The sequence below is a fragment of the Candidatus Pantoea multigeneris genome (assembly GCF_011752615.1).
Classification (GTDB): Bacteria; Pseudomonadota; Gammaproteobacteria; order Enterobacterales; family Enterobacteriaceae; genus Pantoea; species Pantoea multigeneris.
The window spans coordinates 39860-60402 of record NZ_VWXF01000013.1 but is presented as its reverse complement, the minus strand read 5'-3'; the positions used below and the strand labels follow the sequence as shown (position 1 = coordinate 60402).

Genomic DNA, 20543 nt, shown 5'->3' with positions numbered 1-20543 from the left:
CCTAGCCGCGTAACCACATAAATTGCCAGGCATCCAGCTTCACTGGCTGGGTGCCATCAACATTCTCCCCGCTGACCACATCCAAAAACTGCCGTGCTATTGGTAAAGTCGCCTGCATTTCCCGTTGACTGAGGTTGAAAACGCACAGCATATTTTCTGCTCCCTGACGCTGCATAATGAGTAAAGCGTTTTCACTATCAAACACTTCCATTGGATTATCAGGATGAAATGCCTGCTGACGACGACGGAGCTGGATCAGCTGGCTGAGCTGCTCAAAGCAGTGCTGTCGGAGCCAGTTGCTACCGGCCAGAGCCTCTTCCATCTCCTGCAAGGCAAACTTTTTCCGGTTAATCGCGCGGTTATGGCCTGCTGCCCGCACACCATCCAGATCGTTACGTGAACCGAGCAGACTCTGTACATAGATGGCTGGCACGCCTGGAAACGCCAGCAAAATGCCGTGGGCCAGCAGAAAGCGGCGCAGTCGCGTGGCATCGTCATCTTCCTGGCGGCTCAGTGCATCCAGATAGGAGACGTTGATTTCATACGGACTGGTTGTGCCGTCAGGGTTGTTTTTGTAGGAGACCAGCGCACCTTCCAGGGCCAGATCGCGAACCAGCGCAAGGATCTCCGGCTCGCTGAGGATCCCACGAGCCGGGTTGAGACCGATACCGTCGTGCGAGGCGAGAAAATTGAAAAAGGTGGTGGTGCCGCCGCCAGGGATCAGCGAACGCGCCCACTGGCGCAGCGCCCTGCCAGAGCCACTGTGAATCGCCTGGAGCACTAGCGGCGGTAGCGAGAACTGATACACCATCTGCGCTTCATTACGGCCATCGCCGAAGTAGCTGATATTGTCTTTATGCGGCACATTGGTTTCGGTGATGATCACCGTGCCCGGTGCCACCAGATTGGCAATCGCGCGGAACAGCTGCACCAACTGATGGGTTTTCGCCAGGTGAATGCAGTTGGTGCCTGGGGTTTTCCACATGTAGCCCACGGCATCAAGGCGGACGTAATCCGCCCCCTTTTTCAGGTAGTCGAGCAGGACATCGACCATATGAATCAGCACTTCGCCATCGGCAAAGTTCAGGTCGATCTGATCGGCACTGAAGGTGCTCCAGACGAAGCGGGTTTCACCATCGGCGCATTCAAATGGCGTCAGTAGTGGCGAAGTCCGGGGACGGGTGACGGCACTTAAATCCGTGGCGGGTGGCATAGCAATAAAGAACTGCTGCCAGCCCGGTTCACGATCGAGAAAATGGCGAAACCACAGGCTTTGCGCCGACATATGGTTACAGACAAAATCGAACATCAGGCGAGTGTGTGTATGCAGTTCCGCAATGTCGCGCCATTCACCACACAGCGGGTTTACCTGATGGTAATCGATAACTGAAAAGCCATCGTCAGAAGAGTAGGGGTAGAACGGCAACAGATGTACCAGCGGGAAGGTATTAGCCAGATGCTGCTGGTAAAAACGCGAGAAGCTTTGCAGGGTCGGGGTATCTGGCTCTCGAAACTGATCGGCATAGGTAATCAGCATCACGTCCTGTTCATCCCAGTGCAGTTTGCGTGGCAGTTTCATGGCATCGCGCGCAGCACGGATGTGTGAAAGGAGCCGCTCACGGGTGGCGAGTGGCAAGGTATCGGCATAAATAGTGTCGAGCAGCTGGTTAATGATGTCCATTGTTTCGCTGTGCCACGGCCTGGGGTCGGTTTTTGTGATCTTTGTTTTAGCCTGGCAGCTTAGCGAGATTTCGCAACCGAACCCGCTTTTTTGGCATAAGCAAAAGCGGGTTCGGCAGGGGGGTTAGCGCTTCTTGCCGAAGGCAGCGGCTAACGCATCACCCATGGCACTGTTACCCGCCGAACTGCTGGCCGGGCGTGCATTGCGAGGTTTAGCATTGCTGCTATTGTTGCTGCGTGGGGCCTCACGCTGAGCGCTGCGATTGCTGGCGCGCGCATTGGTTTCACCGGGTTGCTCGTCAAGACGCATGGTTAACGCAATACGTTTACGTTGCAGATCCACTTCCAGCACTTTGACCTTCACGATATCGCCCGCTTTCACCACTTTGTGTGGGTCATCGATAAACTTATCCGACAGCGAAGAGATATGAACCAGGCCATCCTGATGCACGCCGATATCCACAAAGGCACCAAAGTTGGTCACGTTGGTCACGGCACCTTCCAGGATCATACCCGGCAGCAGGTCGTTCATGGTTTCCACCCCTTCCGCAAACTGCGCGGTTTTAAATTCAGGGCGTGGATCGCGACCCGGTTTTTCCAGCTCTTTAATGATGTCGTTCACCGTTGGCAGGCCAAAGCGTTCATCGGTAAAGTCGCGAGCATTCAGATTACGCAGGCTGGAAGGATTGCCCATCAGTTCATTCAGCGCCTGATGTGTCGCACTCAGGATGCGTTCCACAATCGGGTAGGCTTCCGGGTGAACCGTTGAGGCATCCAGCGGGTTATCCCCGTGGTTAATACGCAGGAAGCCCGCGCACTGCTCAAAGGCTTTCGGGCCGAGACGGCTGACTTTTAACAACTGCTGGCGATTCTGGAAGCGACCATTTTCGTCACGCCAGTTCACCACGTTTTGCGCCATCATGCGCGTCAGGCCGGCTACGCGGGTCAACAGAGCCACCGAGGCAGTGTTCAAATCTACCCCGACGGCGTTTACGCAGTCTTCTACCACCGCATCCAGTTTTTTCGCGAGCTGGCTTTGGCTCACGTCATGCTGATACTGGCCGACACCGATGGATTTCGGATCAATCTTCACCAGCTCTGCCAGTGGGTCTTGCAGACGACGTGCGATAGAGACTGCACCGCGCAGCGACACGTCCAGATCCGGGAACTCCAGGGCTGCCAGTTCGGAAGCAGAATAGACCGAAGCGCCAGCTTCACTGACAATGACTTTTTGTCCACTCACCTGTGGGAACTGCTTCTGGACGTCCAGGTAGAAGCGCTCGGTTTCGCGCGAGGCTGTACCGTTACCAATCGCTACCAGCTCTACCTGGTGCTTAGTACATAGCGCGGCAACGGCACTGGTGGCTTTCGCCGTCTGGCCGGTGTGTGGGTAAATGGTATCGGTAGCGACCAGCTTACCGGTCGCATCCACCACCGCGACTTTGACACCGGTACGCAGTCCCGGATCGAGGCCCATAGTGGCGCGCATGCCCGCTGGAGCGGCCATCAGCAGATCGTGCAGATTGCGCGCAAAGACGTTGATGGCTTCTTCTTCAGCGCGTTCGCGCACGCTGCCCATCAGCTCGGTTTCCAGATGCAGCATCACTTTGATACGCCAGGTCCAGCTCACGACCGCCTTACGCCAGCTATCCGCTGGGGCATTATTCAGGCGTAAATTGAGGTGTTCGGCAATCAGGGTTTCACCGTGGCTTTCACGTGGCGCTTCTTCAAATTGCGGATCGGGATTGAGCGAGAGCTGGAGTACGCCTTCGTTACGACCACGCAGCATGGCCAGTGCGCGGTGAGACGGCACGCTGTTTAGCGCTTCATGGTGATCGAAGTAGTCACGGAATTTCGCGCCGCTTTCCGCCTGGCCCTCTACCACTTTGGCCACCAGATGGGCATTTTTCCACAGGTAGTCACGCACTTTAGCCAGCAGCGCTGCATCTTCGGCAAAGCGCTCCATCAGGATGTAGCGGGCACCATCCAGCGCGGCGCGCACGTCGGCTACGCCTTTATCACTGTCAACATAGGCAGCCGCAACCTGTTCCGGGTCTTGTGACGGATCTTGCCACAGGCCATCAGCCAACGGCTCAAGTCCAGCTTCAATGGCAATTTGACCACGGGTACGGCGCTTAGGTTTGTAGGGGAGATAGAGGTCTTCGAGTTCGGTTTTACTGAGGGTGTGGTTGATAGCGCGGGCAAGGTCATCGCTGAGTTTGCCTTGCTCATCAATGGATTTCAGAATCGACTGGCGTCGGTCCTCCAGTTCACGCAGATAGCTGAGGCGGCTCTCCAACTGGCGTAGCTGGGTATCATCCAGGCCACCGGTTACCTCTTTACGATAACGTGCAATAAACGGCACGGTATTCCCTTCGTCCAGCAGGCGCACAGCAGCATCAACCTGCTCCGTTCGCGCCTGCAGCTCAGTTGCAATAATCTGGCTCAGTGAATCTTTCATCATCGGTAACTGTCTTTCGGGGTTGAGAAACAGGGGACAGTTATACGGACTGGAGGGTGAAATTGCCAGTGAAGCGGCCCGCTTTCAGTGATATTCCGAATGGCTATCGCAGATAGTTAATTTCATTGACGAACCACTGTACCGGACCGGCTGGGGTCTGTACGCTGGCCGCATCGCCAACCTCTTTTTTCAACAGTGCGCGCGCCATCGGGGAGTCGATAGAGATGTAATCTTTCTGCCCGAAAATTTCATCATAGCCAACGATGCGGAAGCGTTTGATTTCGCCTTCGTCATTTTCGACTTCGACCCAGGCACCGAAAAAGACTTTGCCGTCTTGCTGGGGGGAGTAATCGACAATACGCAACTCTTCCAGACTTTTGGTCAGGTAGCGCACCCGGCGATCAATTTCGCGCAGGCGTTTTTTGTTGTACTGGTAGTCAGCATTTTCGCTGCGATCGCCCAGGCTGGCTGCCCAGGTGACTTTTTTGGTCACTTCAGGTCGCTCTTCTCGCCATAGATAGTCAAGTTCAGCTTTCAGCTTGTTAAAGCCTTCACGGGTAATCAGTCGGGTTTTCATGGCTTAGCATCTGGCGGTTACACACGAATGACAGTGTAAAAGAGAGCGTGGCAAAAATTCAATCCAGTCGAAAACCTATCGCGGATTAAAAACTTATCCGGCTGTAGAAATTTTGCTCAGGCTGTAAGATGGTGTTATTCAGGGCAAAAAAGCCGAAAAAGTGGCTGGAAGGCGCAAAAACTTAAAGATAAGCTGCTGTTTAATATGCTTTGTAACAATTTCGGCTAGAATATAAACCATTAATGACTGTCACAGACAGGACAGTTTTTTAACAATACTGGCTCAGGCAATAGCGCCTTTGGGAGTAGAAAATGCAAGAGAACTACAAAATTCTGGTCGTTGATGACGATATGCGTCTGCGTGCTCTGTTAGAGCGCTATCTCACCGAACAGGGCTTTCAGGTGCGCAGTGTCGCTAACGCTGAGCAGATGGATCGTCTGCTGACCCGCGAATCTTTCCACCTGATGGTGCTGGACCTGATGCTGCCAGGCGAAGACGGGCTGTCAATTTGCCGCCGTTTGCGTAGCCAGAGCAACCCGATGCCGATCATTATGGTGACGGCGAAAGGTGAAGAAGTGGACCGTATCGTAGGGCTGGAAATCGGCGCTGACGACTACATTCCAAAACCGTTCAACCCGCGTGAACTGCTGGCGCGTATTCGTGCCGTGCTGCGTCGTCAGGCCAATGAGCTGCCTGGTGCGCCTTCACAGGAAGAGGCGGTTATCGCCTTTGGTAAATTCAAACTGAATCTTGGCACCCGTGAGATGTTCCGCGAAGATGAGCCAATGCCGCTGACCAGCGGTGAGTTTGCGGTGCTAAAAGCACTGGTAAGCCATCCACGTGAGCCGCTGTCGCGTGACAAACTGATGAACCTGGCACGTGGCCGTGAATACAGTGCCATGGAGCGTTCAATTGACGTGCAGATCTCTCGCCTGCGTCGCATGGTGGAAGAAGATCCGGCACACCCTCGCTATATCCAGACTGTTTGGGGCCTGGGTTATGTGTTCGTTCCGGATGGTAGCAAAGCCTGACGGCGGGTTATCCACTTAATACGGGCTATCCCGGAGGAACACGATGAGGCGACTGCGCTTCTCACCTCGCAGTTCATTTGCCCGCACCTTGTTATTGATCGTTACCTTGCTGTTTGTCAGCCTGGTAACGACCTACCTGGTGGTGCTCAACTTCGCCATTCTGCCCAGCCTTCAGCAGTTTAACAAAGTCCTCGCGTACGAAGTGCGTATGCTGATGACCGATCGGTTACAGCTGGAAGATGGTACACAGTTGGAAGTACCGCCTGCGTTTCGCCGGGAGATCTACCGCGAGCTGGGTATTTCCCTCTATACCAATGCAGCGGCGGAAGAGGGTGGACTGCGCTGGGCACAGCATTACGAATTCCTGAGTCAGCAAATGGCACAGCAGTTGGGTGGACCAACGGATGTGCGGGTTGAGGTTAACAAAAACTCGCCGGTAGTCTGGCTGAAAACCTGGCTGTCACCGGATATCTGGGTGCGTGTACCGCTCACTGAGATCCATCAGGGCGACTTCTCGCCGCTGTTCCGGTATACGCTCGCGATTATGCTGTTGGCGATTGGCGGTGCCTGGCTGTTTATTCGCATCCAGAACCGACCCCTGGTGGACCTGGAACATGCTGCATTGCAGGTAGGTCAGGGCATTATTCCGCCTCCGCTCCGAGAGTACGGGGCTTCTGAAGTGCGTTCAGTAACGCGCGCATTTAATCAGATGGCGTCTGGCGTCAAGCAACTGGCGGATGACCGTACGCTGCTGATGGCGGGTGTCAGTCATGACTTACGCACCCCGCTGACGCGTATTCGTCTCGCCACGGAGATGATGTCCGAGCAGGATGGCTACCTCGCAGAGTCGATCAATAAAGACATCGAAGAGTGCAACGCTATCATTGAGCAGTTCATCGACTACCTGCGTACCGGGCAGGAGATGCAGACTGAACGTGCTGACCTCAACAGTGTGCTGGGCGAGGTGGTGGCTGCGGAGAGTGGCTACGAGCGTGAAATTGAAAATGCGGTGATGGCAGAAGAGCTGATGCTCAACATCAACCCGTTGTCGATTAAGCGTGCCGTGGCGAACCTGGTAGTGAACGCCGCGCGTTACGGTAACGGCTGGATCAAGGTCAGCAGTGGGCGAGAGCTTAATCGCGCCTGGTTCCAGGTCGAAGATGACGGCCCAGGCATTAAACCGGATCAGCTTCAACATCTGTTTCAGCCGTTTGTGCGTGGCGATAGTGCGCGCAGCACCAGTGGCACGGGCTTAGGCCTGGCGATTGTGCAGCGTATTATCGATGCGCATCAGGGCGCGCTAGAAATTGGTGAAAGTGACCGGGGGGGATTGAAGATTCGTGCCTGGTTACCACTGACGGAAGTGGTGGTTAACGGCCCGTCGATCAACCACTGACGGCGAGCAAAAGAGAGGGCGGCCAGGTGCCGCCCTTCTTCTTATTTCAACTGCGGGCCAGCAGCGACTAACGCGGCTCCGGCAGGGGTATCGGTATATTTTTCAAAGTTAGTGATAAAGCGTTGTGCCAGATCCTGCGCGGCCGCTTCCCACTTCTCTGCACTTTCCCAGCTGTTGCGTGGGTCCAGCACGTTGCTGTCCAGCGCGGCTAACTGCTGTGGCACCTGTAAGCCAAATACTGGCAAGGTGCTGACTGGCGCATCATCCAACTCGCCTGCCAGAATGGCGTTGATAATGGCGCGGGTATCTTTCAGAGAGATACGTTTTCCGCTGCCGTTCCAACCGGTGTTCACCAGGTAAGCCTGTGCACCTGCGGCTTCCATACGCTTGACCAGCACTTCACCATACTGAGTTGGGTGCAGCATCAGGAAGGCAGCACCAAAGCAGGCAGAGAAGGTCGGCGTTGGCTGTGTGATGCCACGTTCGGTACCCGCCAGTTTAGCGGTGAAGCCAGACAGGAAGTGATACTGCGTTTGCTCTGGCGTCAGGCGTGATACCGGTGGCAGAACGCCAAAGGCATCTGCGGTCAGGAAGATCACTTTTTTCGCGTGGCCCGCTTTAGAAGGGCGCGCAATATTCTCAATGTGATCGATTGGGTAGGTCACACGGGTATTTTCGGTTTTGCTGTCATCTGCAAAATCGATGCTGCCATCTTCACGAACAACCACGTTTTCCAGCAGTGCGTTACGACGAATCGCAGCATAAATCTCTGGCTCAGCGGCGGCAGAGAGATTGATGGTTTTTGCGTAGCAGCCGCCTTCAAAGTTGAACACACCGTCGTCATCCCAACCGTGCTCATCATCGCCAATCAACTGGCGTGCTGGATCGGTCGACAGGGTGGTTTTTCCGGTGCCGGAGAGGCCAAAGAATACCGCCACATCACCGGCTTCACCGACGTTAGCTGAGCAGTGCATGGAAGCAATACCTTTCAGCGGCAGCAGGTAGTTCATGACGGCAAACAGGCCTTTCTTCATTTCGCCACCGTACCAGGTACCGCCAATCAGCTGTACACCTTCGGTAAGGTTGAAAGCGATGAAGTTTTCGGAGTTCAGGCCCTGCTCTTTCCAGTTCGGGTTAGTGGTTTTCGCCCCGTTCAACACCACGAAATCAGGTTTGAAGTCAGCCAGTTCTTCCGCAGTTGGCTGAATAAACATGTTTTTCACGAAGTGGGCCTGCCACGCAACTTCAGTGACAAAGCGTACGTTCAGGCGGCTGTCTGGGTTCGCACCGCAGAAGGCATCAATCACAAATAAACGTTTGCCTGACAATTGCTCAACCACGCAGTGTTTCAGTGATTGCCAGGTTTCCTGTGACAGCGGCTGGTTGTCATTTTTTCCAGTACCTTGATCGCTCCACCACAGCGTGTCGCGCGTGGTGTCATCACGCACGATGTACTTATCTTTGGGGGAACGGCCGGTAAAAATACCGGTATCCACGGCGACTGCGCCGTTTTGCGTCAGGGTGCCACGCTCAAAACCTTCTAACTCAGGGCGCATCTCTTCCTGATACAACGTGTCGAAATCAGGGTTATAAACCACTTCGGTGGTTTTGGTAATGCCCAGGCTGGTAAGGTCAGGCGTGGTTTGGCCATTAACGCTCATGGTACTGCTCCTTCTAATCGGTGTCTTAGCTTCGGGCTTGTAGCGATCGCTTTCGTACTGTTCTGCCGACCGGGGACTGGCACCCCGGGCTGGGCACGATGGCGCGCAGTCTACTCTTCTCAGGGTGTTGCGGAAGCGGGAAAATACAGAAATGCGAACTGAAACGTACTCTGGCTCACTCTTCACCACATTTTATTCGAAATCCAGTGAATAAAAGATATTGTTGTATAAAAAATTTGTATGTATAGCGGGGAGAGGGGAAAAGGCGGCATAACCGCCTATAAGAAAAACTTAGTGCAGTTGATCGCTCTGATTGTTAGCGGCGTTGCGAATGGCAGCGATATCGACAGCATCGTAGACGTAATGCGTGCCGCAATAGTCACAGTGCATATCAATATGACCGTCTTCTTCAATGATTTCGTCAACTTCAGACTGTGCCAGCGTAGACAACACTTCACCACAACGCTCACGTGAACAGGTGCACTTGTAGATCACCGGCTGGGGATCAAACACACTGGCTTCTTCCTGGTGATACAAGCGCCACAGGACGTCGGTAGCAGGCAGCTCAATCAGCTCTTCGCTTTTAATGGTTTCAGTCAGGGTTGCCAGATGGGTAAAGTCATCTGGATTGGGTTCCTGAGCGGGCAGTACCTGCAACAGAATGCCGGCTGCGCCTTTTTCGCTGGTGCGAATAAACAGACGGGTTGGCAACTGCTCAGAACGCATGAAGTAATCTTCCAGGCAGGCTGCCAGAGTTTCGCCTTCCAGACCGACCACGCCCTGATAGCGCTCGCCTTTAAGTGGTGAAATGGTAATCGCCAGATATCCGCTACCCACCATCTCTTTTAAGGTTGCACCTTCAGCGATCTCCGCGCCTTCGCGTAAGCGCGCTACACCGCGCATCTCCTGGTTGTTGTTGCCGTTAATCACGGCAAGGCTCAATGGGCCATCGCCCTGCAGTTGAACGGTGATATCCCCTTCGAACTTCAGCGTCGCCGTTAGCAGGCTGGTGGCCGTGAGCAGTTCGCCCATCAGCTTCTCTACCGCTGCCGGATAATCGTGGCCTTTAACGATATCCTGCCAGGTGTTGGAAGCATTAACTAACTCGCCACGGACAGCGACATTTTCAAACAGGAAGCGGTGCAGTTGATCTTGAACAGACATAGTTTTCTCTCACTGAGGCGAAGCGTTATTCATCGCCCGACAATTTAAATTTAAGCAGATCGCGGCGCTCTTTCTTATCTGGGCGGCGATCGGGATGAGGCATAGTTAGCGCATTCATTTTGCGCGCCAGCGCCACCTGTTCCCGTTTTTCAATGCTGGCGGTGGTTTCGCGGTACAACTCTGCGGCTTCCGTGGCCGGGCGGCGCTGGTCACTGATGGCCAGCACCACGATAGTGCGCTGATCATTGCCTTGACGCAGTATCAGCTCGGCATTCAGTTCGACCAGTTTGCTGGGTTTACTGCGCTGTCCGTTATAGTGCACTTTGCCGCCCTCAATCATCTCGCGAGCAATCGCTCGAGTTTTGTAGAAGCGGGCAGCCCACAGCCATTTATCAAGGCGAACGCCTTCGCTGTTTTTTTCTTTCATTACAGCTCCTGGTTTTACGCCAGCGCGGCACAGAGCTGGCGATAGTCACTTACTGCGCTATGGCGGGTAAATGCCTGCGTTGGGCGGCCAGAATCCGGGTTCTCAACGCCAAGACACCAGCCAATTCCCCAGCTTTGCGCCGCATCGAGGATCTTTTCACTGTCATCGATAAACAGTGTGCGCTGGCGATCAAAGCCGGTGTGCTGTTGCACGGCCTGCCACAAGCGAGCGTCCTCTTTCGGATACCCAAACATGTGGGTAGAAAGCAATAAATCAAGGTGTGATGCCAGGCCGGTTTGTGCCAGTTTGACATCCAGATTGTAAGGATGGGCATTGGTCAGCAGAATAGTCCGTTTACCGGCAGTGCGCAGGGCTTGCAAAAAGGGCAGGGTATCGGCCCGCAGTGCGGTGCGCTCACGCTGTTGCCAGGTCATGGCTCGAATATCCAGAGCCAGCTCTTGTGCCCAGTAATCCAGACAATACCAGTTTAGCGTATGTGCCACCGCCTGATACTTTTCTGCAATCAGTGCTTCGGCTTCCGCCAGGGTAATTGCGCGTTGTTGACTCAGCGTCGCTGGCACCAGTTCCAGCCAGAAATACCGGTCAAACGCCAGGTCCAGTAACGTACCGTCCATGTCCAGCAGTACGGTATCAATCTCATTCCAGTCCAGCTTCATCACGCTATCACCCCCCTAAAAACAGGGCGACAGGGTAGCACAGAAGCAAGAAGCTCAGAATATCGGGCGCACGCTTTGCATAGCGGTCATTGACTGGTTAAAGCATTTTTCATAGTACTGATGGATATTCGCCATGCGGACGCGATTCAGATGGATACGGCGCAGTGCCAGCACCGAATTGCAGATAACCATGATTATCAGCGCCAGCAGCAGCAGCGTCGTCGCGGGATAGCGCCACTGAGTGACCGAATCAGCATCGTGATGCAGTGCGATATGCTGTGTTCCGTTGGCATCTGTGGTGATACTGGTGATGACGCCGCTGGCGCTAAACGAGGTGTGCAGCAGCAGCCCGGCGATGCGTTGTAGCTCTTGCCACTGGGCAGGCGCATCCATATCAAACAGTGAAACACCTGATTGAGGCTGATTCACCCACTGCCGCCCCTGGTCGCTGACGATCAGGAAACCACCCGGTGGCGGGCTGTTCAGGTTTTCTGCCGCACGGCGTGTTTCCCGGTAGAAGAAGGTAGAGGTGGCGGTATTCACCAGGTTTTCCAGCGCTTCCGCACTGACCGGACGTAACAACACATTCATGCCATTGAGCTGGCCGGAGTCTGCGCGTTTTACCAGGCTCTGCCAGTCTTTAGCATTACCGAGGTTGACCAGCGCATTCTTGAGACGAATACAGTCTTGTTGCTGGCTACAGAGATCCTGCGTTTTCAGCACTAAGTCGGAAAAGTCGTCCAGTAAAATCATGCCTGATTTCTGAATGGCTGAAGCCAACTGCGGGTTAATTTTCGGATCGCTGTTGGTTTCCGGGTGGAGCTGTTGTGTGGTGGTGGTCAGCAGCGCGGAGGCTTTATCTATGATGTCTGACTGCGGCAGCGGCAGCGGATTGGCACTGTTCCAGTAAATCGCGGAGCAGTCAAAAGGCATGTAAACGCTGCTGCGGTTATTCTGTAGGTTATCGGGTACGGAGCACATGCCCTGACCACTGACCTTGAGGTAATCCCCGACGTGCAGGGTACTTTTGCTCAGTTGTTGTACGCTGGTGGCTTCAACGGTATCCGTTCCTTTCACCCAGGCGAGGCTCAGTTTTAACGGCATACTGAGCGGAATCCAGCTAATGAGCAGCGCTAAGACCAGCAGGGAGCCAATGGCAAGCACCACATTTTTACGCCAGCGCTGCACCGGGAAGTGTTGTACCTCATCCTGAAGGGAGAGGAAGCGACCCTGACGTACAACCTGACGGTTCAGGTAGATTTCGACATCCGTCACTTTGCCTAAGTCGTTAGCCACGTAAGGCTGCCAGTGCGGCGGGTAGTGTAAGTCGATAATCCCCAGAGTGATGTTGCTCTGTTCCTGATTGGACTCGCCAAACAGTCCCCAGCGTTTCGGCGCACCGCGCAGACAGTGTACATCTCGCAAGCCGTTGGGACCCGGGAAACGGTAGAGGAACCACAAACTCACACCCGTCATGGCAGTGGCAAGGATACACAGCCACGGCAGCATATTGGCGGGTGAGATAATGGCGAGGAAATAGAGCAGCAGTGCCGCGCAGATGACCAGCGATTCACGAATTCCCGCTGAACGTGAAAGTGCGAACTCTTCAGGTGTCTCTTTACGCACCTGCACCAGCTCGACGTTTTCACTCTCTTCTTTGCGAATCGAGGCGTTGTGGGTCTGTGGGCGCAGCGTTGAGATAAACGCAGGTTGCTGCAAATTGTAATCCGCCAGCACATGGCCATTCAGCGAGATGACTAAAGGTATGGGATGGGTATTGATCAGCTCAACCACGTTTTCGTCCGTGATGTATTGCTCCCAGCGCGGCGGTAAATGGACTTCGGTTGCATCGAGGAAATAGCGCCACTTACGCTGATCCTGAGTCGACAGGCCGTAGCGGGTAATCGCCTGGGTCACGGCATAGACGTTGTCGCTGTTGGGCGTGAGTGTCAGCACCTGCTTGTCTACGCGCCCCTCTTCCGGGGTGGTTTTGAACTGCCCCAGTGACGCCAGATATCGCTCGACCGCGAAACGCTCTTCGGCAGTCAGTTTGCGTTGTGGTGGACTAAGGAGTGACAGCGACTTCGCCAGGGGCATACGTTGCCGCCTAGCGTACCAAAGACTGATTACTGCTAGAAAGGAACAGACCAGTACAATGACCACTGAGGCTGTTAAGGTGCTCATGCTTTGCTTAGTCCAGCCAGATAGAAGGCATCATAATTAAAATTTTAGTTTCCGGGTTGTGCGACCACCAGGGTAATTTTGGCGATTATATGGCACGGTGACAAGAGAACAGAATAAGAAAATAGATGATTAACTCATTAATATAGTTAATGTTATGTCTTTCTCAAGCGCAATATTACCGATTGCGGCAGCAACTAAATATCGGCATTTTCTTAATTTAACATTTCTCATTGACAGCGTTCTTGCGCTATATCGATATGCAAATTTTGCCTTTTGTTGCGCAAGGTTTGTAATGCTATCTGTGGTGAGCGAAACTCACTGTCGCACATTCGTTCCCGGTTAGGTATGCTGATATCTTCATCTGATATCGTCGAAAAAAGCCGTGAAAAATCTGAGGCTAATATGAAGAACCCCCTAATTAAACCTGAAATTCTCCATGTTGAAACTGTGGCTCGATCTCGCCTATTCACCATAGAGTCGGTCGATCTGGCGTTCAGCAATGGGGAACAACGGGTCTACGAGCGTATGAAACCTACCGATCGTGAAGCCGTGATGATCGTCCCACTGATTGACGATCATCTGGTGCTGATTGAGGAGTATGCCGTTGGGCTGGAAACCTACGAACTGGGGTTCCCCAAAGGGTTAATCGATCCGGGTGAAAGCGTGTTTGCGGCCGCTGACCGGGAATTGAAGGAAGAGGCGGGATTTGGTGCTGGGCGGTTAGAAAACCTCGGCAAGCTCACCATGGCACCTTCATATTTCTCCAGCAAGATGAACATTGTGGTGGCTGAAGGACTCTATCCTGAAAAACTGGAAGGGGATGAGCCGGAACCTTTGGTGGTACGGCGCTGGCCGTTGAACAACCTGCTGGCATTGCTGCAAGAACCCGATTTCCGCGAGGCTCGCAACGTGAGTGCGTTGTTTATGGTGCGAGAATGGCTGGTGAAGCAGGGGCGTTTGCAGTACTGAATGATGAAAAAAAGCCGACAGTGTTGTCGGCTTTTTTGTTGTGGTGATTAGAACAGTTCGTGGCTCTGGCCGTTGTCCATTAATGTCGTGCCGACATCATGCACGGTGTACTCTTTTGGCTGTGTTCCATCAATAAAGTACTCCTGGCGAGTATTTCCGCCCCCGTTGGCAAGCTTGCCGGTGCTGCGATCAATCGTCACTGTCACCACACCTGCTGGCGGTGTCAGTGGTTGCACAGGAACACCTTGCAGGGCTGATTTCATGTAATCATCCCATGCCGGTTGCGCACTCTTCGCCCCCCCTTCATAGCCAGAAATCTGGTCTGGGATAGCGCCAGACATTGTGCTGCGGCCAAGATCGCGTCGTGCATCATCAAACCCAATCCATACCGAAGTGACCACGCCCGGACCATAACCCGAGAACCATGCATCTTTCGAGCTGTTGGTGGTACCGGTTTTGCCACCGATATCGTTGCGCTTCAGGTCGCGGCCTGCTCGCCAGCCCGTACCCATCCAACCGGGTTCACCAAAGACGTTGGAGTTGAGCGCACTCTTAATCAGGAACGAGAGCGGGGTGTTGATCACGTGCGGCGCATATTCCTGCGTGCTGTTTACCTGAGGCTGAGCAGGCACCTGCTCCAGTTCTGGCTGTGGCACGCTTGGGTTCGGCTGCTGCTGGGAAGTGGCAACGTTTTCTACGCTGTCTTCACTGAGCGCAATGGCTTTTTTGGTGTCACCGTAAATCACCGGCAGATTACATTGTACGCAGGCGATCTTAGGCTGTGCCGTAAACACGGTCTGGCCCTGTTCATTTTCGATCTTACTAATGAAGTAAGGGTCTATCAGGAAGCCCCCGTTAGCCATTACCGCATAGCCACGAACGACCTGCAGTGGGGTGAAGGATGCCGCCCCTAACGCCAGTGATTCGGTGTGAATAATATTCTGTGCCGGGAAGCCAAAGCGTTGCAGGTACTGGGCGGCGTAATCAACACCCATTGCCCGCATAGCGCGCACCATGACGACGTTTTTCGACTCACCCAAGCCCTGACGCAGACGTATCGGCCCTGCATAGGTCGGCGGTGAGTTTTTCGGACGCCAGTCAGCGCCTGCGCCCGCATCCCAACGTGAAATCGGCACATCATTCAGAATCGAGGCCAGAGTTAAACCACGGTCCATAGCGGCGGTGTACAGGAACGGTTTGATGTTCGAACCCACCTGCCGCAGCGCCTGAGTGGCACGGTTGAACATGCTCTGATTGAAGTCAAAACCGCCCACCAATGCACGCACGGAGCCGTTTTCAGGGTCGAGTGAGACCAGCGCTGAGTTAACGTCAGGTACCTGACCTAACCACCAGTCGTTATCCACTTTACGCACCCAAATCTGCTCACCGGCCTGCAATACCTGCGCGACGGTGCGAGGTGTAGCACCTTGCAGCGTATCTGTCTTGAATGGGCGCGCCCAACGGACACCCGGCAAGTTGAGGGAAACCGCAGAACCATCTTTCAACAACGCCGTCGCTTCATCCGTGTTGACGCTGGTTACCACCGCTGGCAGCAGTGGACCATAGACAGGCACGTCTTTCAGACGGGTTTTGATCTGCTGCTGGCTCCACGGCGTCTGGCCTGCTTTCCAGAGTACGTTAGTCGGGCCACGGTAGCCGTGGCGCATATCATACGCAATCACGTTATTTTGCACGGCATCTTGCGCGGCTTCCTGTAAGCGACGCGTGATGGTGGTGTAAACCTTATAGCCATCGTTATAGGCGGCATCACCGTAGCGCTTCACCATCTCCTGACGCACCATTTCACTGATGTACGGTGCAGAGAAGGCGATTTCTGGCCCGTGATAATGCGCGACCAGAGGCGTATTACGTGCCTCATCGTACTGCTGCTGAGTGATGTAGCCCTGATCCAACATGCGCGCCAATACCACATTGCGGCGCGCCAGAGCACGGCTGTGGGAATAGAGCGGGTTAAACGTGGAAGGCGCTTTAGGCAAGCCTGCAATCATGGCCATTTCGCTCAGACTCAGCTGATCGATGTTTTTGCCAAAATAGACCTGAGCAGCGGCACCGACACCATAAGCACGGTAACCGAGATAAATTTTGTTCAGATAGAGTTCCAGGATCTCATCTTTACTCATCATCTGTTCGATGCGGATCGCCAGAAACGCCTCTTTGATCTTACGCATCAGCGTGCGTTCCGGGCTCAGGAAGAAGTTACGCGCGAGCTGCTGAGTAATGGTACTCGCTCCCTGACTGGCATGACCCGATACCAGAGCAATGCTCGCGGCACGGAAAATCCCCACCGGATCAACACCATGGTGTTCATAAAAACGGCTGTCTTCTGTGGCGATAAAGGCCTTGATCAACTCTGGCGGCATTTGCTGCAGCTTCAGAGGAATACGGCGCATTTCACCGAACTGGGCAATCAAATCCCCGTCGGCACTGTAGACCTGCATCGGGGTTTGCAAACGCACGTCTTTGAGTGTGTTTACGTCGGGCAGTTGTGGCTCAATGTACTTGTACAAGCCATAGACGGTGCCGGCTCCCAGCAACATGCAACACACTGCAAGAATCAATAAATACTTTACGAACTTCACCTGAGATTTCCCATCTGTTGACGTGTGGGCAGTTTATAAACAATCGCGCGGTAGTATAAAGGCAAGCCAGACGCTTTGATACGTCCTTTTTCCGCAGGCTAACAGGGAGATCGTGCGATGGCTTTTACCACCTGGCAAATCGGGCTTGATATTCAGAACAAACACTTATGCGCATTGGCGCTACAACCCAGGCGCAACGGCTGGCAGTTACGCCACTGGTGGCACTGGCCGTTGAGCGAGGCGTACCAGCACCAGGATTCGCCGTGTTTTACTCCATCTCTTCTTCTCCAGCTAGCGCAGTGGCGTAGGCAGTTACCTCAGCGTTATTCACTGCGGATCGGCATACCTCCCCAGCTTGCGCTGCAACGATCGCTTAATTTACCGGAGATGCAGTTGCGTGAACCTGCGCTTGGCCACTATGTCCAGGCGGCTTCAAAACGGCTTTTTCCATTGGATACCGCGGAGTTAACGCTGGATTACCGTCCCCAGGGCGATGGTTCGGTACTGGCCGTGACTGCTGCTCATCGGCAGCGCGTCAATCAGTGGCTACAGCCATTAAGTGAGGTGGGGTTAGCACCCACGGTGATTGATCTCACAACCTCGGCACTGGCCTGTGTGGCGCAACAGGCTTCCCTGCCCGCGAACAGTGTCCTGGTACATCAACAGGAAGGTGGCTGGCTGTGGTATCGCTGCGCGACCGGAGAATGTGGCTACAGCAATGAAGGTGAGAGCCTGCAACAGCTACAGCAGCGGGCTTTTAGTGAGGCAACCTCTATTTTATTGAGTAACGGCACATCCGCCCCTGATGCACCCTCAACGCACGCTTTCTCTCCTTTCAGTGTGTTCCGTTTTCTGCAACCCCCGCTGCCTGAGCAACCTGGGCGCTTTACCGTGGCGGCGGGCCTTGCGCTACGCAGTGAGGAGACAACATGGTGTTAATCAATTTACTGCCGTGGCGTCAGCGCCTGGCGCAGAAGCAGAGGCGGCGTTCGCTTTGCCAGTTGGGGTCGATTGTCGTCTGTGGCCTTTGCGGTTTGGTTTTTTGGGGGGCGCATGTGCAGCGCGAAATTGCCGACTACAGCCTGAACTTGCAGCAGGTCGAGCTGGAAATAGTAAAAAACCGGGAAACGCTCAGACAGCGTCAGCAACTTCAGCAGCAAGGGGAGGCGATTCAGAAGGGGTTGGCACGCCAGCAATCGCGCAGGCGTCAGTTTCAGCACTGGCATCAGTTCTGGCAGGCATTACCGGAGCGTATACCGGATAAAGCATGGATACATCGGGCTGAACTGCGCGATCGACGTCTGCTGCTGGAGGGGTTTGTGCAAGAGGTGGCAGCCGTGCGGCAGCTACAGAATAACCTCGCGGCCGATCCCCTGGTGATACGTACTCAGCAAGCGGGCATTGAGCGCCAGCCCAGTGGGATATGGCGTTTCCGCCTCTCTCTTCATACCGCGGTAGAGCCTGTAAATGGATGAACTCACACTACGCTGGGCGTTGCTGGCCTGGCCATTGCGCAGCCTTGCGATTGCGGTGCTAAGCGGTACGCTGCTGGTCAGTGTTGCCTGGTTTGCCTTGCGGCCCTACCAACAGCAGTTAGGCCAGTTGCGGCTTAGCCAAAGCGAGCAACAGCAGCAGTGGGTGCAATTGCAGAGCGCCCTGCAACGCTTACCCCATGAAGCGGAGCTACAGCAAAACATTCAACAGGTTCAACGGCAGCTTGAGCAGTATGCGTCACCCCTTCCTCTTTCCGCGTTGTTAGCCCAGCGTGGAGCGCATTTGGTGCAGTGGTCGCCAGAAACCCAGCCAGCCAGTTTCAAATTACAACTGAACTGGCTGCAGTTTCAGCCACTGTTTGCTGAGCTGGCGCAGAGCACCGCCGGGCTGCCAACGCGCTGGCGCATTGAATCGCAGCCAGAAGGCCTCTTAATAGAGGCCTGGCTGGAGGATGACGATGCGCATTAAACCGATGGTGTGCCTGCTTTGCTTCCTTTGTGCGCCGTTGCAAGCGCGCGATCCTTTTCATCCATTGGGTACGGATCGTTGTGCGCAGCCGCAGGCCTCGCAGGAGGAGTGGCGGCTGATGGGCGTGCTAGGCAGGGAAGGTGACTATCGTGCGTGGCTGGTACATAAACCACAACACACCGTGATTGCCATCAATCAGCAGCAGCCACAGCCTCTGCCCGGCTGGCAGCTTCTCACCCTTAACCCCCAGGAATTAACGCTACGGCTGGAAAGCGATTGCACCGATCTGCGCTGGCGTTTTCATCTGCATGGAGCCTCCCGTGACTAAATACTTCATTTTAATCGTAACGCTGGCGTGGCTGAACGGCGTCCGCAGCGCGGAGCCGCAGCCGCTTTCATTGGTATTCGAAGAGGCACCGGTTGAGCGCATTCTTCAGGCGCTGGCAGATTACCAGCAAGTGAACCTGCTGGTTGCGCCTGGCGTTGAAGGAACGCTAACACTGCGCCTCGAGAATGTGCCCTGGCAGCAGGCGTTAACGCTGGTCACGCGTATGGCTCAGCTCACGGCGGTACAGGAGGACAATGTCCTGCTGGTCTTTCCGCAACACTGGCAGCAGCAAGAAGCAGAGCTAAATAAGCAGCGTGAGGTAGAGAAGCAGCAGCAACTGCCGCTGAACCAGAAAACGGTTCGTTTGCACTATGCGGAAGCAGAGGCAGTGTATCGCAGCTTACAGCAGGAAAGAGGCAATCTCATGAGCTCACGCGGCAGCGTCACGGTGGACAGCCGAACCAATGCGCTGCTGCTGCGGGATACCGATAAGGCGCTAGCAAGCACAGAGCGCTGGCTGAACGCGTTGGATATTCCGCTGGAGCAGGTCGAGCTGGCGGCGCACATTGTCACCATCAGCGAGGACCATTTGCGGGAGTTGGGGGTGAACTGGCGATTAGGCGAACCGGGTAGCCTGCCGGATGCGTTACGTTCACCGCGCGCTGGTATTCCGTTATCTCTCGGAGCAGCCGCATCCAGCCTGGGGATGACGCTGGCCAGAATTCAGGGGCAGCTGCTGGACCTGGAACTCAGTGCTTTGGAGCAGGAGAATCAGATCGATATTATCGCCAGTCCGCGTCTGTTTACCGCGCACCAACAAACCGCCTCCATTAAGCAGGGGACTGAAATTCCCTATGAGGTAGCCACAGGCAGCAGTGGTTCAACGACGATTGAATTTAAAGAAGCGGTGCTCGGGATGGAAGTCACGCCGACCGTGCTGGGGAATGGGCGTATTCAACTGCGATTACGGCTCAGCCAGAATGTACCTGGGCGCAGCGTACAAACCGGGGAGAAAAGCGTGCTGGCCATTGATAAGCAGGAGATTGAAACGCAGGTGATTCTGCGAGACGGGCAGACCTTGGCACTGGGCGGCATTTTCCAGCGACAGCGCAGTCGTGGTCAGCAGGGGGTGCCGGGTTTGGCAAAATTGCCATTATTAGGGGGCTTGTTTCGTCAGCAGCATGAAGAACAAAAGAAACGTGAGCTGGTGATCTTCATTACCCCTCGACTGGTCAGGGAAGCAGCATTTTCAGCAGGATAAAAGCGGAAATTAACCACTCTGGCATCATCTGCGTTGACGCAGGACAGGAATTAGCTTACAAGGTTTAGCGATTTTTTAATGGGGAAGCACTGTTCAGAGCGGATTTGATCTCCACAGTTGCGTGAAACATCCTCTTAAAAGCGCGTATTGTCAGCCTAAAACTGG

17 protein-coding genes are annotated in these 20543 nt (G+C 54.4%); 8 read left to right on the top strand and 9 right to left on the bottom strand.

The window, feature by feature from the left end:
- Window position 1 precedes the first annotated feature (1 nt).
- From F3J40_RS21910 to greB, 3 genes are all read right to left on the bottom strand, one after another.
- On the bottom strand, window positions 2–1681 hold the full coding sequence (locus tag F3J40_RS21910; RefSeq protein ID WP_167018037.1) for a sugar phosphorylase: 1680 nt from the start codon (window positions 1679–1681) through the stop codon (window positions 2–4).
- 123 nt (window positions 1682–1804) lie between these two features.
- Window positions 1805–4141 carry a Tex family protein gene (locus F3J40_RS21905; RefSeq protein ID WP_370659873.1) on the bottom strand — a complete coding sequence of 779 codons (2337 nt, stop codon included), beginning with the start codon at window positions 4139–4141 and terminating at the stop codon, window positions 1805–1807.
- A gap of 103 nt (window positions 4142–4244) precedes the next feature.
- Window positions 4245–4718: a transcription elongation factor GreB gene (gene greB, locus F3J40_RS21900; RefSeq protein ID WP_017350004.1), complete on the bottom strand. Its 474-nt coding sequence runs from the start codon at window positions 4716–4718 to the stop codon at window positions 4245–4247.
- A 311-nt stretch (window positions 4719–5029) separates the two neighbouring features.
- Here greB and ompR point away from each other — a divergent pair, with 311 nt between their 5' ends.
- Entirely contained in the window at window positions 5030–5749 is a 720-nt protein-coding gene (gene ompR, locus F3J40_RS21895; RefSeq protein ID WP_001157751.1) for an osmolarity response regulator transcription factor OmpR, read from the top strand.
- Between the two features lie 43 nt (window positions 5750–5792).
- The gene (envZ, locus tag F3J40_RS21890) at window positions 5793–7145 is read left to right on the top strand and encodes a two-component system sensor histidine kinase EnvZ (RefSeq protein ID WP_017350005.1); all 1353 of its coding nucleotides are present in this window, start codon (window positions 5793–5795) and stop codon (window positions 7143–7145) included.
- 41 nt (window positions 7146–7186) lie between these two features.
- Here the strand turns inward: envZ and pckA are convergent, their stop codons facing one another.
- The 5 genes from pckA to F3J40_RS21865 all read right to left on the bottom strand — a co-directional run bounded on the left by pckA (window position 7187) and on the right by F3J40_RS21865 (window position 13258).
- Window positions 7187–8806 carry a phosphoenolpyruvate carboxykinase (ATP) gene (gene pckA, locus F3J40_RS21885; protein WP_167018033.1) on the bottom strand — a complete coding sequence of 540 codons (1620 nt, stop codon included), beginning with the start codon at window positions 8804–8806 and terminating at the stop codon, window positions 7187–7189.
- Window positions 8807–9097: 291 nt separating this feature from the next.
- Window positions 9098–9970, bottom strand: coding sequence for an Hsp33 family molecular chaperone HslO (gene hslO, locus F3J40_RS21880; RefSeq protein ID WP_167018031.1), 873 nt, complete (start codon window positions 9968–9970; stop codon window positions 9098–9100).
- 25 nt (window positions 9971–9995) lie between these two features.
- Window positions 9996–10397 carry a ribosome-associated heat shock protein Hsp15 gene (hslR, locus tag F3J40_RS21875; RefSeq protein WP_017350008.1) on the bottom strand — a complete coding sequence of 134 codons (402 nt, stop codon included), beginning with the start codon at window positions 10395–10397 and terminating at the stop codon, window positions 9996–9998.
- Window positions 10398–10411: 14 nt separating this feature from the next.
- Complete coding sequence (yrfG, locus tag F3J40_RS21870; protein ID WP_167018146.1) at window positions 10412–11074, bottom strand: GMP/IMP nucleotidase; 663 nt, start codon at window positions 11072–11074, stop codon at window positions 10412–10414.
- A gap of 54 nt (window positions 11075–11128) precedes the next feature.
- Window positions 11129–13258 carry an IgaA/UmoB family intracellular growth attenuator gene (locus tag F3J40_RS21865; RefSeq protein WP_167018029.1) on the bottom strand — a complete coding sequence of 710 codons (2130 nt, stop codon included), beginning with the start codon at window positions 13256–13258 and terminating at the stop codon, window positions 11129–11131.
- A 402-nt stretch (window positions 13259–13660) separates the two neighbouring features.
- Here F3J40_RS21865 and nudE point away from each other — a divergent pair, with 402 nt between their 5' ends.
- A complete protein-coding gene (nudE, locus tag F3J40_RS21860) occupies window positions 13661–14227 on the top strand; it encodes an ADP compounds hydrolase NudE (RefSeq protein ID WP_017350011.1) in 567 nt (188 codons plus the stop codon).
- 47 nt (window positions 14228–14274) lie between these two features.
- On the opposite strand, the gene mrcA is transcribed toward nudE, so the two are convergent.
- The gene (mrcA, locus tag F3J40_RS21855; RefSeq protein ID WP_167018027.1) at window positions 14275–16827 is read right to left on the bottom strand and encodes a peptidoglycan glycosyltransferase/peptidoglycan DD-transpeptidase MrcA; all 2553 of its coding nucleotides are present in this window, start codon (window positions 16825–16827) and stop codon (window positions 14275–14277) included.
- 117 nt (window positions 16828–16944) lie between these two features.
- Here mrcA and F3J40_RS21850 point away from each other — a divergent pair, with 117 nt between their 5' ends.
- Genes F3J40_RS21850 through hofQ form a run of 5 tightly spaced genes read left to right on the top strand, consistent with a single transcriptional unit; the run spans window position 16945 to window position 20378 of the window.
- Complete coding sequence (locus tag F3J40_RS21850) at window positions 16945–17766, top strand: type IV pilus biogenesis protein PilM (protein ID WP_167018025.1); 822 nt, start codon at window positions 16945–16947, stop codon at window positions 17764–17766.
- Window positions 17757–18302 carry a PilN domain-containing protein gene (locus F3J40_RS21845; protein ID WP_167018023.1) on the top strand — a complete coding sequence of 182 codons (546 nt, stop codon included), beginning with the start codon at window positions 17757–17759 and terminating at the stop codon, window positions 18300–18302. The genes F3J40_RS21850 and F3J40_RS21845 overlap by 10 nt, the downstream gene beginning before the upstream one ends.
- Window positions 18295–18789 carry a HofO family protein gene (locus F3J40_RS21840; protein ID WP_167018021.1) on the top strand — a complete coding sequence of 165 codons (495 nt, stop codon included), beginning with the start codon at window positions 18295–18297 and terminating at the stop codon, window positions 18787–18789. Before F3J40_RS21845 ends, F3J40_RS21840 begins: the two co-directional genes overlap by 8 nt.
- Entirely contained in the window at window positions 18779–19117 is a 339-nt protein-coding gene (locus tag F3J40_RS21835) for a HofP DNA utilization family protein (RefSeq protein ID WP_167018019.1), read from the top strand. Before F3J40_RS21840 ends, F3J40_RS21835 begins: the two co-directional genes overlap by 11 nt.
- A complete protein-coding gene (gene hofQ, locus F3J40_RS21830; protein ID WP_369410963.1) occupies window positions 19110–20378 on the top strand; it encodes a DNA uptake porin HofQ in 1269 nt (422 codons plus the stop codon). The genes F3J40_RS21835 and hofQ overlap by 8 nt, the downstream gene beginning before the upstream one ends.
- Window positions 20379–20543: the final 165 nt, after the last annotated feature.

Bases quoted from the DNA above. Each gene is read 5' to 3' on its own strand.
- F3J40_RS21910 (WP_167018037.1), bottom strand. From the start codon at position 1,681: ATGGACATCATTAACCAGCTGCTCGACACTATTTATGCCGATACCTTG.
- F3J40_RS21905 (WP_370659873.1), bottom strand. From the start codon at position 4,141: ATGAAAGATTCACTGAGCCAGATTATTGCAACTGAGCTGCAGGCGCGA.
- greB (WP_017350004.1), bottom strand. From the start codon at position 4,718: ATGAAAACCCGACTGATTACCCGTGAAGGCTTTAACAAGCTGAAAGCT.
- ompR (WP_001157751.1), top strand. From the start codon at position 5,030: ATGCAAGAGAACTACAAAATTCTGGTCGTTGATGACGATATGCGTCTG.
- envZ (WP_017350005.1), top strand. From the start codon at position 5,793: ATGAGGCGACTGCGCTTCTCACCTCGCAGTTCATTTGCCCGCACCTTG.
- pckA (WP_167018033.1), bottom strand. From the start codon at position 8,806: ATGAGCGTTAATGGCCAAACCACGCCTGACCTTACCAGCCTGGGCATT.
- hslO (WP_167018031.1), bottom strand. From the start codon at position 9,970: ATGTCTGTTCAAGATCAACTGCACCGCTTCCTGTTTGAAAATGTCGCT.
- hslR (WP_017350008.1), bottom strand. From the start codon at position 10,397: ATGAAAGAAAAAAACAGCGAAGGCGTTCGCCTTGATAAATGGCTGTGG.
- yrfG (WP_167018146.1), bottom strand. From the start codon at position 11,074: ATGAAGCTGGACTGGAATGAGATTGATACCGTACTGCTGGACATGGAC.
- F3J40_RS21865 (WP_167018029.1), bottom strand. From the start codon at position 13,258: ATGAGCACCTTAACAGCCTCAGTGGTCATTGTACTGGTCTGTTCCTTT.
- nudE (WP_017350011.1), top strand. From the start codon at position 13,661: ATGAAGAACCCCCTAATTAAACCTGAAATTCTCCATGTTGAAACTGTG.
- F3J40_RS21850 (WP_167018025.1), top strand. From the start codon at position 16,945: ATGGCTTTTACCACCTGGCAAATCGGGCTTGATATTCAGAACAAACAC.
- F3J40_RS21845 (WP_167018023.1), top strand. From the start codon at position 17,757: ATGGTGTTAATCAATTTACTGCCGTGGCGTCAGCGCCTGGCGCAGAAG.
- F3J40_RS21840 (WP_167018021.1), top strand. From the start codon at position 18,295: ATGGATGAACTCACACTACGCTGGGCGTTGCTGGCCTGGCCATTGCGC.
- F3J40_RS21835 (WP_167018019.1), top strand. From the start codon at position 18,779: ATGCGCATTAAACCGATGGTGTGCCTGCTTTGCTTCCTTTGTGCGCCG.